The organism is Xylocopilactobacillus apis (assembly GCF_033095965.1).
GTDB lineage: Bacteria > Bacillota > Bacilli > Lactobacillales > Lactobacillaceae > Xylocopilactobacillus > Xylocopilactobacillus apis.
In genome coordinates, this window is sequence record NZ_AP026801.1 from 660,792 (window position 1) to 677,835 (window position 17,044).

Below are 17,044 nucleotides of genomic sequence, written 5' to 3' on the forward strand. Positions count from 1 at the left end.
ATAATTATAGATAGGAGCACAAAACTATGGTACGCAAAGCTTATATGATAGGAACTGGAATTGGTAATTTAGCTGCTGGTATTTATTTGATTAGAGATGGCTATTGGGACGGTTCGCAGATTACGATGTATGGAATTAATAAACATGGGGCTAACGATGGAGCGCCTTATGAGAAATATCAAAATGAATATGAAGTGCCGCATGTCGGAAATACTAAAGGTTTCTTAGCCGAAGGCGGGCGCATGCTTAATGAAGAAACATATGAAAATTTATGGGATGTACTAAGAAGCGTTCCATCGCTTGATAATCCCGGTCAATCCGTAACGGATGATATTCTTAACTTTGATCATGCCCATCCAACTCATGATGTCGGACGTTTAATGGATAAAAAGAATGGAATCCGAAATAAAGATAATGCTGACAACTATTATCATATGCAGTTTGATAATAAAGACCGGATGCTTTTAAGCCGCTTAATGCTTTTGCCGGAAAAAAAGGAAGAACTCCTTAATGATATTAGTATAGAAGATTGGTTTAGAGACAGTCCTCACTTTTTTACAACTAATTTTTGGTACATGTGGGAAACTACTTTTGCTTTTAAGAAAGAAAGCAGTGCAATGGAGCTTAGGCGCTACATGAACCGGATGATTGTTGAGTTTAGTCGAATTAACACATTAGAAGGCGTTACCAGAACACCGTATAATCAATACGAATCAATTATTGTGCCGATGCGTAAATATCTTAAGGACCATGGCGTTAATTTTGTTAATAATATGTTGGTTAAAGAATTTGAATTTGCTGACACTCCACTGAGAGATGACATTATTGTAACTGGTCTTAAAATGGAGAATGTTGAAACTAAAGAAGCAAGTGAAGTTAAAATTGCTGAAGATGACCTTGTTTTTGATACGAACGGAGCCATTACTGACGATGCAACTTTGGGTGATCTGGATACACCAGTGACTGAAAACCATGACTATCCTGTCAGTGCCAAACTTTGGAAGCAAGCAACTGAACACTTTTATAGTTTAGGGCACCCGGATAAATTTTTTAATGATCGAGCTCAATCAGAATGGTTAAGTTTCACAATTACGACCAAAGATCATTACTTGTTTAATCAGATTGCAAGAATCACCCAGCAGCAACCGGGTAATGCCTTAAATACGTGGATTGACAGCACTGGTTTGCTTTCAATTGTCGTTCACCACCAACCTCATTTCCATGCTCAAAAACCTGAAGAGGGTGTTCTTTGGGGCTACTTCATGTTTCCACGTAAATTAGGTGATTACGTATTAAAACCAATTATTAAAATGACAGGGCGTGAAATTGTTGAAGAGTTGATTGGTCATCTAGCTGAAGTAGATCCAGCACAAGATAATATTAGAAATCATAAAGATCGGATTATGGACAGTGTGATTAATTCAATACCAGTTTATATGCCTTATGCCAGTGCATTATTTAATCAGCGGGCAAAGGGGGACAGACCAGATGTAGTACCAGCTCATTCGCACAACTTAGCTTTTATCAGTCAGTTTGTAGAAATGCCATTTGACATGGTATTTACTGAACAATTTTCTGTTAGAGCTGCTCAAATTGCAGTATATAAACTTCTGGGAATTCCTGATTCTGAATTAACAAAAGTCCATCATTACGAAAAAGATCCACGTGTTTTATTAAGAGCCGCTAAAACAATGATTAGATAATCGGCTTTGTTTTGCTTACAACAAGAAAATGTGATAAAATTTATCAGTTGTATGTATACAACCGCACTGATCTGGAATTAATGAAATAACCAGTAAGGCGAGTCTAATATAGGAGTGAAGTTAAATGTACGCAGTTTTTGCAAATGGCGGAAAACAGTATAAAGCCCAAGTGGGAGATACTCTTTTCCTCGAAAAAATTGATCAGGATGTTGACAGCGAAGTTACCTTCGATCAGGTTCTTTTAGTTTCTGACGATAATAACAAGATTACTGTTGGCAATCCAACAGTTGCTGGTGCTACGATTAAAGCAAAAATCGAAAAGCAAGGCAAAGAAAAGAAAGTCGTTACTTTCAAATACAAGGCAAAGAAACACTATCATACAAAACAAGGACATCGTCAGCCTTATACACGTGTTTCAATCGAATCTATCAACGTTTAAGAGGTAAATAAAAATGTTAATGAATTTTCATATTAATAATGTTGGATTAACTAAAATGGCTCACCATAAAGGTGGCGGATCGTCATCAAATGGTCGTAATTCTGCTGGTCGTCGTCTAGGTGCAAAACGCTCTGATGGTCAATTTGTTCATACAGGAACAATTATTTATCGTCAACGCGGTACACATATTCATCCAGGAACGAATGTTGGCAAAGGCGGAGATGATACTTTATTTGCCTTAGCTGATGGCTATGTTAAGTATGAACGAATGGGTAAATTCAAGAAACAAGTTTCTGTTAATCCCGAATAGTTATTTTATTAAAGCAGACACATGTTTTTCATGAATGTTTGCTTTTTTGTTTGGAAGACTTATGGAACATAAAAAGTTAAAAAAGTTTCAAAATTGGTTAAGTGAAAAAGGAATTGAAGGGGCACTTCTTTTAAATCCCGTGAATGTTTCTTATTTTACTGGATTTTCTGGCGATGAATCTTACCTTTTTGTAACTCCAAAAGAAGAAATTTTTATTACCGATTCGCGATTTGTCAGCCAAGCAAAAGTTGAATTAAACGGTTTTAAAATTCAACAAAACCAAAAAGGCTTGGATGGAGTTTTAAATTTAATTCATGAGAATTTTTCTTTAGATGATATCGGAGTAGAGCTAACTTGTGTGTCTGCAGCGGATTATTTAACGATAAAGAAGAAAATTCAACGTCCAATAATTGACGTTTCTGAAGAAATTGATGAATTACGACAAGTTAAAGATGAATTAGAAATCGAAAAGATTAAAAAGGCTTGTGAAATCGCAGATCAATCATTTGCGATGATTTTAAAAGAAATCAAGGCTGGCATGACTGAGTTAGAAGTTGCAGCTCGGTTAGAAAGCCATTTTAAAGAACTCGGATCTACTGGACCATCTTTTGAAACAATTGTGGCTGCTGGAATTCGTTCTTCGATGCCACATGGAGCTGCTTCTAGTAATAGAATAAAAGAAGGAGACCTCGTGACTTTGGATTTTGGTTGTTACTACGAGGGATATACTTCTGATATTACTAGAACAATTGGAGTTGGTTCGGTAAGTGAAGGTCAGCGTCAAATCTACAATATTGTATTAAAAGCGAACAAAGAAACGATTGCCATTCTTCGCCAGGGAGTAACTGGCGCTGAAATGCACGAAAAAGCTCATAGTATTATTGATTCAGCGGGATACAAAGAAAATTTTGGTCATGGTACAGGGCACGGAATTGGTCGAAGTATTCATGAAGGCCCGGGGGCTTGGGGCAAATATCAAGCAGAGCCTGTCGTTAGTGGTAACATAATAACAATTGAACCTGGCATTTATTTACCAGATCGATTTGGTGTTCGAATTGAAGATGATGTATTGATCACAGATCAAGGATATGAAGTATTAACAAATTCACCGAAAGATGAATTAATAATTATTTAATGGAGAAAATTAATGATATCAGTAAATGATTTTAAAAATGGTTTAACAATTGGTACAGGAAAAGATATTTGGCAGGTAGTTGAATTTCAACATGTGAAACCGGGCAAAGGCGGAGCGTTTGTTCGTTCAACTTTACGTAATTTAAGAACCGGTGCTGTGCAGGATAAAACTTTTAGAGCAACGGAAAAAGTTGAAAAAATTGACGTAAATACTAGAGAAATGCAGTATCTATTCAATGATGGCGGCACTTATACTTTTATGGATACTGAATCTTATGAACAAGTTGAAATTCCTAATGAAGTTGTTGGTGATCAGACTAAATATTTAAAAGAAAATATGTTAGTTAGCATTTCTACTTATAATGGTGAAACTTTAGGAATTGAATTACCTAATAAAGTTGATTTAACAGTTGCAGAAACTGAACCAACAATTAAAGGTAATACAGCATCTGGCGGATCAAAACCGGCAACAATGGAAACAGGATTAGTTGTACAAGTACCATTTTTCATTAATGAAGGAGATGTTCTTACAATTAATACAACTGATGGTTCATACATTTCAAGGGCTTAATGATGGCAAATTTACGGAGTGGATTAAAGCTAAATAGCAGCTTAACTGTAACTGGCAAGGTTTCAATTTCTCAAAAGGCGTTAGAAAAGATTTTAGAACTAACAGCTGGTAATGTTGAGGATGTTAATGAAATGTCTAATGCTTTCCAGAATATTTTTGGCACTAAATTTCCAGAAGTTCGATTAGTGCATTCGGCAGCGATCAAGCTGGTTAATGATGAATTAGTTGCTGATATTTATATTAATGTTAATTATGGTGTTAATGTAATTCAAACTTCTTATAAAGTTCAGTCTGAAGTGATTAATCAGTTTAAAGAAATGCTTGACCTTGATCTTTCAAAAGTTAATGTTCATGTGCTTGATCTAATTGATGAAAACATTAGTGATGAAAAGGCATGAAAAGAAAACAGCAGCGAGACTTATTAGTAAAATCGGTTTTCGCTCATTTTTTTCAAAAGGATCTATCTTTAACTGAACTTTTAGATTCAATTGAATTTAATTTTATGAATGAGCGTTTAAAAAATGAAGACCATCGAAAATATGTTGATCCTTTACTAGAGCATTTATCTAAAGAGGAATCAGAGTGTCAAAAACTTATATCTGATCATCTAAAGACAACCTGGAAAATCGAAAGAATTCCATGGTTGGATTTAGCAGTTTTGGAAGTTGCGATTGTTGAAATAAAATATTTAGACGATATTCCTTTTGACGTAACGGTTAATGAGGCAGTTGACTTAGCCAAATTATATTCAACTGAAAAGTCACCGAGTTTTATAAATGGGATCTTAGTCAGTATTTTTGAAGAAATTAGCAGAAGCGTTGAGTAGTAAATGGATAAAATTATAGATGGTAAAAAAGCAGCTGATGAAATAGCCCAAAAATTACAAGGAACTGTTGCATCATTAAAGCATGTTCCAGTTTTACAAGTTTTGGTTTTAGGCGATAATCCTGAGAGCGAAATTTATGTTCGTAATAAGAAGAAGCGGGCATTAGAAATTGGAATTAAAGTAAACACTACTTACTTGAATAATGATGTTGATGAAGAAGAAGTTCTTTCTTTAATCAACACTTATAACTTGCAGCCTGAAGTTACCGGTATTATGGTTCAGCTGCCGCTGCCACCGCAAATTTCTTATTCCAAAGTTGTTAACTCGATTGATCCGCTCAAAGATATGGACGGATTTAGTGAAATTAATGTTGGCAAATTATGGACCGGAGTAACTGATTTTATAGCCCCTGCTACGCCGGTCGGCATAATGAATTTGCTTGATTTTTATCATTTTGATGTGTCAGGAAAACAGTCAGTTATTGTTGGACGAAGTAATATTGTTGGTAAACCACTTGCGGGATTATTGTTAAATCGTGATAGTACAGTGACAATTTGTCATAGTAAAACGCAAGACCTGCAAAAAATTACGAAACAAGCAGATTTTCTTTTTGTTGCAATTGGCAAACCTGAATTCATCGATGCTTCGTATGTGAAAGAGGGTGCAGTTATTGTTGATGTTGGAATTAATCGAACCAAAGAAGGTCTTAAAGGAGATGTTAATTTTACATCAGTTTTAGAAAAATGTTCATCTATTACACCAGTTCCAAAGGGCGTTGGTCCGATGACAGTTATTACTTTGATGCAGCAGATTGTTAATACAGCAAAATTGAGAGAAGTGAATGGATAATAAAACGGTAAATAAGGATGATTATCTGAGCGTAAGTCAGATTACGACTTATATTGGAAAGAAATTTAGTCAGGATCCTTATTTAGATCACGTTAATATTAAAGGCGAAATAACGAATTTTAGAGAGCGGCCGAATGGGCATCAGTATTTTAGTTTAAAAGATGATGGTGCTAAAATTGGGGTCACTCTTTTTCGTAATATCTACCAAAAAATTAACTTTAAACTTAAGGATGGAGATATGATCGTTTGTACCGGACGAGTCGGTATTTATGCTCCGGGCGGAAGTTATTCGCTGATTGTTGAGTCAATTGAACCCTATGGATTAGGAACCCTTTTGGTTGAATTACAGGCAAGAAAAGAAAAGTTAAGCAAAGCCGGCTACTTTTTACCTGAGCGAAAAAGAGCGATTAGTCAGTTTCCAAAACGCATCGCAGTAATTACTAGTCCCAGCGGGGCAGTGATTAGGGATATCATTACTACAACGCGTCGCCGTTTTCCACTTGTGAAGTTAGTTTTATTTCCAGCAGTTGTCCAAGGAGATAAAGCAGCTGAATCAGTACTGAATCAATTGAATCGAGCAAATCAAATGGGCACGTTTGATACTATTATCATTGCTCGAGGCGGCGGATCTTTTGAAGATCTTTGGCCGTTTAATGATGAAGCTCTAACGATAGCTGTAGCTGAAAGTAAGACGCCAGTTATCACATCTGTTGGACATGAGACAGATACGACGCTTGTTGATTATGCTGCTGATCTTAGAGCTCCGACACCAACCGCTGCCGCTGAGTTAGCAACACCGCTTCTTGATGAACTTAAGCAATCAGTACGTCAGAAGAAACTTGAATTACGTCAGGCTGAGCTTCATTATTTAGAGAATTTAACTGCCAAAATAAAACCTTTGACCGAAAGTTACTTATTTAGAAGGCCTGAAGCTTTTTATCAAAATCAATCAATATCTTTAGATCGATTAAAAGAACGACTTTTACAAACTGAAAAAAATGTATTAGTTCAAGATCAAAACAAGCTTAATCATTTTCAATCACTTTTAAAGTCGTTTGCACCTAATAGAACACTTAATCAATTTAAAATCGCTAATAAACAAGCTCAGAATTCTTTGGTTCGGGTAATCCAAAATTTAAATCATAATGAACAAGTTAGATTAAATAATCTTTCTAGAAATCTAGTAATGCTTGATCCGCACAATGTTCTTAAACGTGGATATGCAATTACAGAAGATAATAAACATAATGTTATTGATAGTATTTCAAAAGCTAAAATTGATCAAAATATTCGAGTGATTTTAAGTGATGGTGTATTAATTTCAAAAGTCGATCAAATTGAAGGAGAAGATAATGCCAGCAAAGAAAACTAGTGAAAAAGAATTAAGTTTTGAAGAACAAATGCAAAAATTAGAGGGAATTGTAAAACAGCTTGAAGAAGGAAATCTTCCACTTCAAGAATCCATTGATCGGTTTAAAGAAGGAGTTAGTATTTCTAAATCGATGGAAAAAACTCTTTCTGAAGCTCAAAAATCAATTTCCTCAATTATTGATGAAGATGGCAATATCAAAGATTTTGCGGAGCAAGCAGAAAATGAATAGCGATCTTTTAAAGGTGATTTTAAAATTTAATGAATATTTAGAACACCTTTATGGATCAAAAGAGATCGATCCAAAATTAAAAGAAGCAATCAACTATTCATTGTTGTCTAATGGTAAAAGACTTCGGCCGTTGCTCTTTTTTAGCATTCTTAATTCTTTTGGGATCAATGAATTCGAACATTATTTTGACATTGCTGCTTCACTTGAAATGGTTCATACGTATTCTTTAATTCATGATGATCTGCCAGCAATGGATAATGATAATTTAAGAAGAGGAAAACCCACAAACCATGTTTTATTTGGGGAGGATTTAGCAATTTTAGCTGGAGATGCCTTATTAACTGATGCGTTTAAAGTTATTGCTGACAGCAAGGTTTCTTCAGATCAAAAAGTTTCATTAGTAAATGCTTTATCAAATGCTGCTGGTTCTCAAAATATGGTGAATGGTCAGGTTCAGGATTTACAAATTTCAGATGTTTCAGAAGAGAATTTAATTGAAATGCATTATCATAAAACAGCTGCAATGTTTGTGGCTGCGAGCGAATATGGAGCAATTTGTTTAAATCTTAATTTTGATCAAACCAATTTATTAAAAAAATTTGCTAAAAATTTTGGATTGGCTTTCCAGTTAGCTGATGATTTGAGTGATTTAGATCAAGATCAAAGCGGTGAAAACAATTTTGCAGTTGATTTTGGGATTCAACAAGCTCGACAACTAAAAGAAAAAAGAATCTCTTCAGCTAATGAAGCACTGGATCGTTTGTCGGGCGACCATTTTACATCAGATCCCTTAAAGAAATTTTTAGATGAATATTTATAATTATGAGAGTAGATAAATTATTATTATCCCAAAATAAATTCAGCAGCAGAGCTAAAGCCCAAGAAGCAATTAGTCAGGGTAAAGTTTTTCTGGCTGACGGTAAACCGGTAAAAAAATCATCTTTAGATTTACCTGATGATACTGCTTTTACGATTAAAAACCATGATAATTATGTTAGTCGCGGTGCTTATAAATTATTAAAGGCAATTGAAGTATTCCATCTCGACTTTACGGATAAAATGGTTTTGGATATCGGAGCTTCTACCGGTGGATTTACTCAGGTGGCATTAAATGCGGGAGCCAAAAAGGTATACGCTCTTGATGTAGGTTCTGGTCAATTAAACACCACGCTTGTAGAAGATCCAAGAGTAATAGTGATCGAAAATTATAATTTTCGTTATGCTAAAGAAAATGATTTTCCGCCAGAAAAGTTCGACTTAATTCAATGCGATGTTTCATTTATTTCTTTGAAACACATCATTCCTCCTGCATCGACATTATTAAAACCAAATGGAAAAGCTGTGTTTTTAATTAAACCTCAGTTTGAAGCAGGAAAAGAATATATTAGAAAACATGGCTTAGTTAAGGATTCAGCTGTTCACTTGGCGGTTTTACAGCAAGTTTTAGGCTATTTTGTAGAAAATGGTTTTAAAGTTAAGGGCTTGTCCTACTCACCAATAAAGGGGCAGCATGGCAACGTAGAATTTTTGGTGCAAGTTCAAAAATCTGAAGAGTCATCGAATCCATATTCTGAAAAAGATTTAAAATTATTAATAAAAGATGCAAAAACTAATTTATAATTTTGAAAAATATTCAAATCAATGTATAATATTCACAATTTAAATAATTAGGATGAAGATATGTTAAAAGCAGATCGTCAAAATGAAATACGCGAACTAATCAAAAATAATAAAATAAGTAGGCATAGCCAGTTAGTTCAAATGCTCGAAGATAAAGGTTTACATTTTACTCAGGCAACAATTTCAAGAGATATGCATGAAATGAATATTGTTAAAATTTCTAGCGGTGATGATGGCTACATTTATGTTTTGCCAGAAGAATCAAATAATGGTTTGGAACAAAAAGCAGGACAAATCATTACTGAATCAATGGTCAACATTGAGGCTCAACATTTTATTGTGATTGTTAAAACGATACCTGGATATGCCCAAGCTTTGGGTTCTTTGCTTGATCAACTTGCATTTTCTGAGGTTCATGGACTTTTAGCAGGCGATGATACAATTTTTATGATTACTAAAACTAGTAATGATGCAGCTGAACTAATTGATAAAATAAATAGTTTAGGGACAAATAATGCTCGAATCACTCGTCGTTGATAATTTTACAATTATCGAACATCTTGAAGTTGATTTTCACCATGGTCTTAGCACTTTAACGGGTGAGACTGGTGCAGGCAAATCAATTATCATTGATGCAATTGCTCAAATTGCAGGTGCTAAGAGTAGTAAAGAGTTAATTCGTCATGGCAGTGACAAGGCAACTATTTTGGCTGAATTCTCGCACTTTCCATTTAGCTCGCTAAAAAAATTATTTGAACAAAATGATATTGATTTAGATGAAGATTACCTCAGTATTCAAAAAGAAATTAAAAAAAATGGTCGCGGAATTGCTCGGATTAACGGGAGTGTTGTTAACGGAAGCTTTTTACGACAAGTTGGCGACCATCTTTTTAATATTGAAGAACAATCTAAGCATCAGCAGCTTTTAAATGCTGATGCTCAATTGGCATTACTTGATGCTTTTAGCGGCAAGAAGTTAGTTCAAACTTTAGCTAGTTACGAGAAAACTTACCGAGAATTAAGATCTATTAAATTAAAGAAAGAAGAAATTCAAAAGAAAAATCAAGATTTAAAAGAAAGACTGGATTATCTGAAGTTTGCAGATCAAGAGATTACTGAAGTAGATCCAAAGATTGGTGAAGATCAAAGGCTGGAAGAGAAGAAAATTCAACTTAGTAATTTTGAAAAAATTTCAAGCAGTCTACAACAAATTCAAACCTTAATTGGCGGTGAAGATTCGATTCAAGATCTTTTAGGACAAGCACAAGCACTTAGCGATAGCCTTGAAAACTATGGATCAAGTTACCAAAAAATTGCTGATAATCTTACTAATGCAATAGAAGCGGTAAATGATGCAATGTCAGAAGTTAGCGATGTAAGTGATACGCTTGACTTAAATGACGAAAATGAGCTAGAACTAGTGATGGAGAGATTAAGCAGTTTTGACCAATTAAAAAAGAAGTATGGCGGGACGTTGGAAGAAGTCTTATCATATCAAAAGAAAGCCCGTTCAGAAATTAAATTTGCTGAAAATAGTGAGCAGTCCTTAAAAGAATATGATGAAAAATATCGCCTTTATCTTGAACAAGCTCATCAATTAGCTGATAAGTTGACAGACATTCGTAAGAAATCAGCTGATAAATTAGAACCACTGATAAATTCTGAACTGAAAACTCTAGAGTTTCAAAATTCAAAATTTGAAATTAAATTTACGAAAAGTGAACTTCAAGAACGAGGACAAGATCATTTAATGTTTATGGTCCAAACTAACATCGGCGAGAAAATGCTCCCGTTAGCAGAAATTGCATCTGGTGGGGAGTTGTCACGAATACTATTAGCCTTAAAATCAGTTTTTTCACAATTTTTTGAAAATGTTACATTTATATTTGATGAAATAGATTCAGGAGTCAGTGGTCGGGCAGCTCAATCGATGGCCGATAAAATCTACCAAATTGCTCGTTCAAATCAAGTTATCAGCATTACCCATTTACCTCAGTTAGCAGCAATGAGTGACTATCAATATCTGATTGAGAAGAAAATTGTTGATAACCGAACAATCAGTTCAGTTCGTCTGCTTGATCAAAAAGAAAGAGTTGACGAGATTGCTCAAATGCTGACGGGGACAAAAATGACGAAAGTAACCAAAGATCATGCAATGGAAATGTTAGAGCTAGCTCAAAAATCTAAGGAGCGGGAATAAATGGCTGAAATAAAATTTCAGATTATTAAGAATCTTAAAGTATTATCCAAAAACGAAAAAAATGGTTGGACGAAAGAAATTAATCTTATTTCATGGAATGATGCCGAACCTAAATTTGATATTCGTAGTTGGGATCCAGAACACCATAAGATGGGACGAGGAGTAACATTATCTAAAGAAGAATTACAGGAACTTTTATCAATAGATCCAATGGAGTTTGAAGAATAATGGCTTGAAAACTAACCGTATTTATAAGACAATAGGTTTCATATACGGGAGAGTTTAAATAATGTCAAAAGGAATGTTAATTGTTTTATCCGGTCCTTCTGGGGTTGGTAAAGGTACAGTTAGACAAGAATTGACCCGCAGAGATAAAGGCCAATTCGTTTATTCAGTATCGATGACGACTCGGAAGATGAGACCTAAAGAAGTTGATGGAGTTGATTATTTTTTCTCAACGGTTGATGAATTTCAGCAAGCAATTAAGAACGATCAAATGTTGGAGTATAATCAATATGTAGGAAATTATTATGGAACTCCTCGAAAGTACGTAGAAGATACGATCAACCAGGGAAAAGATATTTTTCTTGAGATTGATGTTGGCGGGGCAATGCAGGTAAAAGAAAAGATGCCTGAAGGAGTTTTTATTTTTTTAACTCCGCCAGATTTGAAATCGCTGCGGGGAAGAATTACTCAACGAGGCACAGATTCTGCTGCGGTGATTGATCGAAGAATGGAACAAGCAATTAACGAGATCAATTTAATGAAAGAGTATGACTACGCCGTGGTCAATGATGTTGTTTCAAAAGCAGCTGACCGAATTGAGACTATCATCGAAAGTGAACATTTAAAAGTAGAAAGAATTATACAAGACTATCTAAAAGTCTCAGGAGTTCAAAATGATTACAAAGCCAATAATTGATAATTTATTAGAAAAAGTACCGTCACGTTATTCTTTAGCAGTTTTAGCAGCTAAAAGAGCACATCAAATTGAAGATGGCTTTACTAAAGCGCTTGATCATTATGATTCATTAAAGTCTGTTGGGCAGGCTTTAGAAGAAATTGATCATGGTAAAATAACGGTGGAAACTCAAGATGAAATTGAAGCCAAAAATAAAAAAGAAAAAGTTTAGTTGGATTGGGGGTCTGAAGTAATCAGACCTTTTTTAGTTTAATTATGAAAATTGCAAAAGTAGTTGTTGATGTTCCAACAAGACAAACTGATCATACCTTTGATTATGAAATTCCGACAGAGATGAATGTTGAAAAAGGGATGCGGGTCGTTGTTGAGTTTGGTCATCGAAAAGTAACGGGTTTTGTCATAGATTTAGCGGAAGTTCCTGCATATGATGGGAAGCTAAAAGAAATTTCTGAACTTATTGATGAAAAACCAGTTTTAAATCGTGAGCAATTGGCAATGGCAGATTTTTTAACGAAGGAATTTTTCACTTTTAAAGTTTCAAATTTATGGTTAATGCTGCCGACGATGTTAAAAGGAAAAACTGAAAAGTTTCTTATTGCGCATGATTTTAGTGATCCTTCGCTGGAAAATATTTTTAGCGCAGGACCTGTTAAGTATGATTTGAGATCATTTACCAGTGATCAAATAAAAAAAATTAAAAAGGGCATTTCCAATAATCAGATCGAAGTTATTTACGGTCAGTCGCGTCAAATTACAAAAAAATATACAGAAATTATTAATTTAAATATCTCTAAAAAAGAAATTCCGAATCAATTAGAAAAACTTTCAAAAACGAATAAATATGGTCGTTTGTTTTGGGAAACGGTTGAAAAAGAAGGAAGCCCTCTGGCAATAACACATTTAACTAAGGAAGTTGGAATTCCTCGAAGAGTATTAAATAAATTAGTGCAAGAAGGCACAATTGAAATTCAAAAAGTTGAAACTTATCGCAAACCTTTATCTGGTTTTGCTCACAAGCAGCTAAAAGAATTGAAGCATACAAAAGATCAGACTCGCACCATTGATCAAATTGCAGCTTCATTAAAGAATCCTGAGGTCTTTTTAATTGAAGGAATCACCGGCAGCGGGAAAACAGAAATTTATCGTTCATTAAGCCAAAAGGTGATAAATCAAGGGAAAAAGGTTATCATTTTGGTGCCTGAAATTTCCTTAACTCCCCAGATCATTTCTTTTTTTCAGCAGACTTTTGGAGAACGAATTGCCGTTTGGCATAGTCGATTATCCAGAGGAGAACAATATGATGAATGGCGCCGAATAAAAAATGATGAAGTTGATCTTGTGTTAGGAGTTAGATCGGCAATTTTTGCTCCAATTAAAGATCTTGGATTAATTGTCGTTGATGAGGAACATGAAAATTCTTATCGTCAGACAGAAAATCCTTCTTATGATGCGCGAGAGCTTGCTAAGTGGCGCGGAAAATATAATTCTTGTCCCGTTATTTTCGGTTCGGCAACTCCAACTGTGACGGCAAGAGCAAAAGCAGAAAAGAATGTTTATCAATTAATAAAATTAGATAAACGAGTGAATAAAAACGGACATCTTCCAGAGGTAAAGATTGTAGATTTACGTGATCCTTCGGTTCGCAGTAAATCGCTTGTTTTTTCAACTCCTTTAAAGAAAGCCATTCTTGAGCGATTTAAGAACGGTGAACAAACAATTCTCTTTTTAAACCGCCGAGGATATGCAAATTTCTTAGAGTGCCGTAATTGCGGTTATACTTTTAACTGCCCTAATTGCGATGTTTCTCTAACGCTTCATCTTTATGAACATAAAATGATCTGTCACTATTGTGGTTATTCTTCAGAAATTCCACAGGTTTGTCCAAATTGTCACGAGAACGATTTACGCAGTTTTGGTGGAGGGACAGAAAAAGTTGAGGAAGAAATTCATCAACTTAATCCAGAAATCCAGACTTTAAGGATGGATCGAGATACCACGAGCCGCAAAGGCAGTTATCAAAAAATTATCAGTCAATTTGAAAATCATGAAGCAGATATTTTGATTGGTACACAAAGCGTTGCTAAGGGGCTCAATTTTCCAGATGTAACGCTCGTAGGAGTTTTAAATGCTGATATTAGCCTTAATCGGCCAGAATTTGATGCAAGTGAAGTTACTTTTGATTTATTAACTCAGGTTGCTGGACGTGCTGGTCGCGGGACGATTGCGGGTAATGTTATTATTCAAACTTATAATCCTAACCACTATGCAATTCAAGATGCAAAAAATCAAAATTATGAATGGTTTTTTAGGCAGGAAATGTATGTTCGTCATCTTTATGGATATTTACCTTATTACTATACAATTTTTCTTAAAATTACCAGTAAAGAGGAAATGCTGGCACTGAAGACAGCACTGCAAATTAAAGAAACCTTAGAGAAAAATAAGGAAGCGCAAACGGAGATTTTAGGACCTGCGCCATATTATATTAAGCGAATCAATAATGAATATACTTATCAGTTATCATTAAAGTACAAGAAAGATGAATTGATCAAAACTACCTTACAGGAAATTATGAGTAAGACTCAGAAAAATGCTAATAAAGTAAAAATCAGTATCAGTCATATCACTTGTTAAGAAAAGGAAAATGAAATGAAAAGTGTAATTTTTTTTGGAACCCCGCTGTTTTCGGTTAATGTGCTGGGAGCTTTGTTAAAAGAGGGTTATGACATTAAGTACGTTGTAACACAACCAGATAAAGAGGTTGGACGTAAAAGAAAACTAACTGCGAGTCCGGTTAAGGAGTTTGCTGTAGATCATAATTTAACTGTTCTTCAGCCCGTCAAACTAACCGGCAGTGAAGAAGAGGAGAAAATCATCTCCAGTCATGCAGATCTTTTAGTAACCGCGGCTTTCGGTCAATTTTTATCAACGAAATTATTAGACAGTGCTAAATATGCAGCTATTAATTTCCATGCTTCACTGCTCCCGCATTACCGTGGTGCAGCACCGATTCAGTACGCGCTTCTTAACGGAGATGATGTGACCGGAATTACAATTATGGAAATGGTTAAAAAGATGGATGCCGGAGATATCTTCTTTCAAGATCAGGTAAATATTACCCCTGAGGATAATTTAGGCAGTTTAACCGTTAAATTGGGAGAATTAGCTGGTGAGATGGTTAAAAGTGATTTACCGAAAATTTTTAATAATGATTTCATGCGAATTTCACAAGATGAAGAGCAGGTTAGTTTTTCTCCATCGATCAAACCAGAAGAAGAAATGTTAGATTTTAACAATGATTTAGAACATTTAAATAATAAAATCAGGGCTCTTTCACCTGAACCAGGTGCTTATTTTTTGAATCAGGGCAAAAGAATAAAAATTTATGAAGCAATTCCGTTAGTCGAAAAAGTTGAAGGGAAACCTGGCAGTATCTTTCTTCGAGATAAAAAGAGATTAGGAATTGTAACAGGAGATCAACGAGGAATAATGCCTCGGATAATTCAATTGCAGGGCGCAAAAAGAGTCGATGTTAGAGACTTTTTAAATGGGGCAGGCAAAAATTTAAAAGTTGGAGATCAATTTGTCACAATCGATTAAACAATCAGCACGTTATCTTTCTTTTTTAGCATTAAAAGAGATTCTTTTTGATCAAAGATTTTCAAATAACGTAGTAGATTATTATTTAACAAAAAGTAATCTTAATGATGCTGATCGGAGACTTTTTACTAATTTGGTATACGGGGTCACTTTTTATAATTTGCGCCTCAATTATGAACTTTCATCATTTTTAAGCGTAAAAAAGACTGACCCAGCAACGCTTTTAGTAATAAAAATTGCAATTTACCAAATGTATTACTTAGAGAAAATTCCTGATTACGCAGCAGTTAATGAAGCAATTGAAATTGCTAAAGTTGTGAATCGGCGTGATGTCAAATTTGTAACCGCTGTTTTACACCAAACCCAGCGGAGAGGACTTCGATCTGTTGATGATATTAAAGATCCGGTTAAAAGACAAGCAATGACTTATAGCATGCCTGATTGGGTAGTACAGAAATTAAATCTTGAATTAGGGACAAAAAAGACTGAATTAATATTTGATTCTTTAATTCAAAAGCCCCGCACTAGTTTAAGAGTCAATACCACGAAAATTACTCAAGCCGAATTATTAGCGCAGAATGCAGACTTTCAGCCTAGTAAGATTTCTCCCGTCGGAGTGATTTCTAAAGCAGGTAACGTTATCCATCGATCAGATTTTAAAGAAGGTTATTACACAATTCAAGATGAGTCTAGTCAGTTGGTTGCGCCTAACTTATTAATCGAAAAAAGCGATGTAGTGCTTGATGCCTGTGCTGCCCCCGGTGGTAAAACGACTCATATTGCTCAATATCTTGATTCTTCACAAAATGGAATGGTTCATGCGTTTGATCTTTCGGATAAAAAATGTGCTTTAATCGAGGAAAATGTCAAACGTTTAGGTTTAGAGAAGGTTGTTAAAACACATCTTGCTGATGTAACGGAGATTCAAAGCAAAATGCCAGGGGTATCTTTTGATAAGATTTTGGTTGATGCACCTTGCAGTGGCTTTGGACTTTTACGCCGTAAACCGGAAGTGAAATACAATCATGAAACATCTGATATAATAAGTTCGAACAAGATTCAATTAAAAATTTTAGATAGTGTTGCCCCAAGCCTGAAGGCTGGGGGTTACTGCTTTATAGTACATGTACGATTTTTAAAGAAGAAACACAAGACGTGGTTTCACAGTTTTTAACTAAACATTTAAATTTTTCTTTGGTTAATCTATCTGTGAACCCACAAAGTGAAAAAGAATCAATGTTACAGATTTACCCGGATGATTATTTAACA

At 34.9% G+C, this 17,044-nt stretch carries 20 protein-coding genes; all 20 read left to right on the top strand.

Annotation, left to right across the window (positions count from 1 at the left end):
* Positions 1–26 precede the first annotated feature (26 nt).
* The 20 genes from R8749_RS03045 (at position 27) to rsmB (ending at position 16,949) form a co-directional block, all read left to right on the top strand.
* On the top strand, positions 27–1,703 hold the full coding sequence (locus tag R8749_RS03045; RefSeq protein ID WP_317697919.1) for an oleate hydratase: 1,677 nt from the start codon (positions 27–29) through the stop codon (positions 1,701–1,703).
* A gap of 124 nt (positions 1,704–1,827) precedes the next feature.
* On the top strand, positions 1,828–2,142 hold the full coding sequence (gene rplU / locus R8749_RS03050; RefSeq protein ID WP_317697920.1) for a 50S ribosomal protein L21: 315 nt from the start codon (positions 1,828–1,830) through the stop codon (positions 2,140–2,142).
* Between the two features lie 19 nt (positions 2,143–2,161).
* Positions 2,162–2,452, top strand: coding sequence for a 50S ribosomal protein L27 (gene rpmA, locus R8749_RS03055; RefSeq protein WP_425613218.1), 291 nt, complete (start codon positions 2,162–2,164; stop codon positions 2,450–2,452).
* Between the two features lie 61 nt (positions 2,453–2,513).
* Positions 2,514–3,587 carry a M24 family metallopeptidase gene (locus tag R8749_RS03060; protein WP_317697922.1) on the top strand — a complete coding sequence of 358 codons (1,074 nt, stop codon included), beginning with the start codon at positions 2,514–2,516 and terminating at the stop codon, positions 3,585–3,587.
* Positions 3,588–3,599: 12 nt separating this feature from the next.
* Complete coding sequence (gene efp / locus R8749_RS03065; RefSeq protein WP_317697923.1) at positions 3,600–4,157, top strand: elongation factor P; 558 nt, start codon at positions 3,600–3,602, stop codon at positions 4,155–4,157.
* On the top strand, positions 4,157–4,555 hold the full coding sequence (locus R8749_RS03070; protein WP_317697924.1) for an Asp23/Gls24 family envelope stress response protein: 399 nt from the start codon (positions 4,157–4,159) through the stop codon (positions 4,553–4,555). Before efp ends, R8749_RS03070 begins: the two co-directional genes overlap by 1 nt.
* Positions 4,552–4,983 (top strand): transcription antitermination factor NusB, encoded by a 432-nt coding sequence (gene nusB, locus R8749_RS03075; RefSeq protein WP_317697926.1) that lies wholly within the window; start codon positions 4,552–4,554, stop codon positions 4,981–4,983. Before R8749_RS03070 ends, nusB begins: the two co-directional genes overlap by 4 nt.
* A gap of 3 nt (positions 4,984–4,986) precedes the next feature.
* Positions 4,987–5,832 (top strand): bifunctional 5,10-methylenetetrahydrofolate dehydrogenase/5,10-methenyltetrahydrofolate cyclohydrolase, encoded by an 846-nt coding sequence (locus tag R8749_RS03080; RefSeq protein WP_317697928.1) that lies wholly within the window; start codon positions 4,987–4,989, stop codon positions 5,830–5,832.
* The gene (gene xseA, locus R8749_RS03085; RefSeq protein ID WP_317697929.1) at positions 5,825–7,204 is read left to right on the top strand and encodes an exodeoxyribonuclease VII large subunit; all 1,380 of its coding nucleotides are present in this window, start codon (positions 5,825–5,827) and stop codon (positions 7,202–7,204) included. Before R8749_RS03080 ends, xseA begins: the two co-directional genes overlap by 8 nt.
* Positions 7,185–7,433, top strand: coding sequence for an exodeoxyribonuclease VII small subunit (locus R8749_RS03090; protein WP_317697930.1), 249 nt, complete (start codon positions 7,185–7,187; stop codon positions 7,431–7,433). Before xseA ends, R8749_RS03090 begins: the two co-directional genes overlap by 20 nt.
* Positions 7,426–8,253, top strand: coding sequence for a polyprenyl synthetase family protein (locus R8749_RS03095; RefSeq protein WP_317697931.1), 828 nt, complete (start codon positions 7,426–7,428; stop codon positions 8,251–8,253). The genes R8749_RS03090 and R8749_RS03095 overlap by 8 nt, the downstream gene beginning before the upstream one ends.
* Before the next feature lie 2 nt (positions 8,254–8,255).
* Positions 8,256–9,053, top strand: a complete 798-nt coding sequence (locus tag R8749_RS03100) for a TlyA family RNA methyltransferase (protein ID WP_317697933.1) — start codon at positions 8,256–8,258, stop codon at positions 9,051–9,053.
* 60 nt (positions 9,054–9,113) lie between these two features.
* The gene (locus R8749_RS03105; protein ID WP_317697934.1) at positions 9,114–9,590 is read left to right on the top strand and encodes an arginine repressor; all 477 of its coding nucleotides are present in this window, start codon (positions 9,114–9,116) and stop codon (positions 9,588–9,590) included.
* Positions 9,568–11,253: a DNA repair protein RecN gene (gene recN / locus R8749_RS03110; protein ID WP_317697936.1), complete on the top strand. Its 1,686-nt coding sequence runs from the start codon at positions 9,568–9,570 to the stop codon at positions 11,251–11,253. Before R8749_RS03105 ends, recN begins: the two co-directional genes overlap by 23 nt.
* Positions 11,254–11,481 (top strand): YdbC family protein, encoded by a 228-nt coding sequence (locus tag R8749_RS03115; RefSeq protein ID WP_317697937.1) that lies wholly within the window; start codon positions 11,254–11,256, stop codon positions 11,479–11,481. It begins immediately after the preceding gene.
* Positions 11,482–11,539: 58 nt separating this feature from the next.
* On the top strand, positions 11,540–12,175 hold the full coding sequence (gene gmk / locus R8749_RS03120) for a guanylate kinase (RefSeq protein WP_317698497.1): 636 nt from the start codon (positions 11,540–11,542) through the stop codon (positions 12,173–12,175).
* The gene (rpoZ, locus tag R8749_RS03125) at positions 12,153–12,386 is read left to right on the top strand and encodes a DNA-directed RNA polymerase subunit omega (RefSeq protein ID WP_317697938.1); all 234 of its coding nucleotides are present in this window, start codon (positions 12,153–12,155) and stop codon (positions 12,384–12,386) included. The genes gmk and rpoZ overlap by 23 nt, the downstream gene beginning before the upstream one ends.
* A gap of 44 nt (positions 12,387–12,430) precedes the next feature.
* Positions 12,431–14,809, top strand: coding sequence for a primosomal protein N' (gene priA, locus R8749_RS03130; protein WP_317697940.1), 2,379 nt, complete (start codon positions 12,431–12,433; stop codon positions 14,807–14,809).
* A gap of 15 nt (positions 14,810–14,824) precedes the next feature.
* Entirely contained in the window at positions 14,825–15,775 is a 951-nt protein-coding gene (gene fmt, locus R8749_RS03135) for a methionyl-tRNA formyltransferase (protein ID WP_317697942.1), read from the top strand.
* Complete coding sequence (gene rsmB, locus R8749_RS03140; protein ID WP_317697943.1) at positions 15,759–16,949, top strand: 16S rRNA (cytosine(967)-C(5))-methyltransferase RsmB; 1,191 nt, start codon at positions 15,759–15,761, stop codon at positions 16,947–16,949. Before fmt ends, rsmB begins: the two co-directional genes overlap by 17 nt.
* Positions 16,950–17,044: the final 95 nt, after the last annotated feature.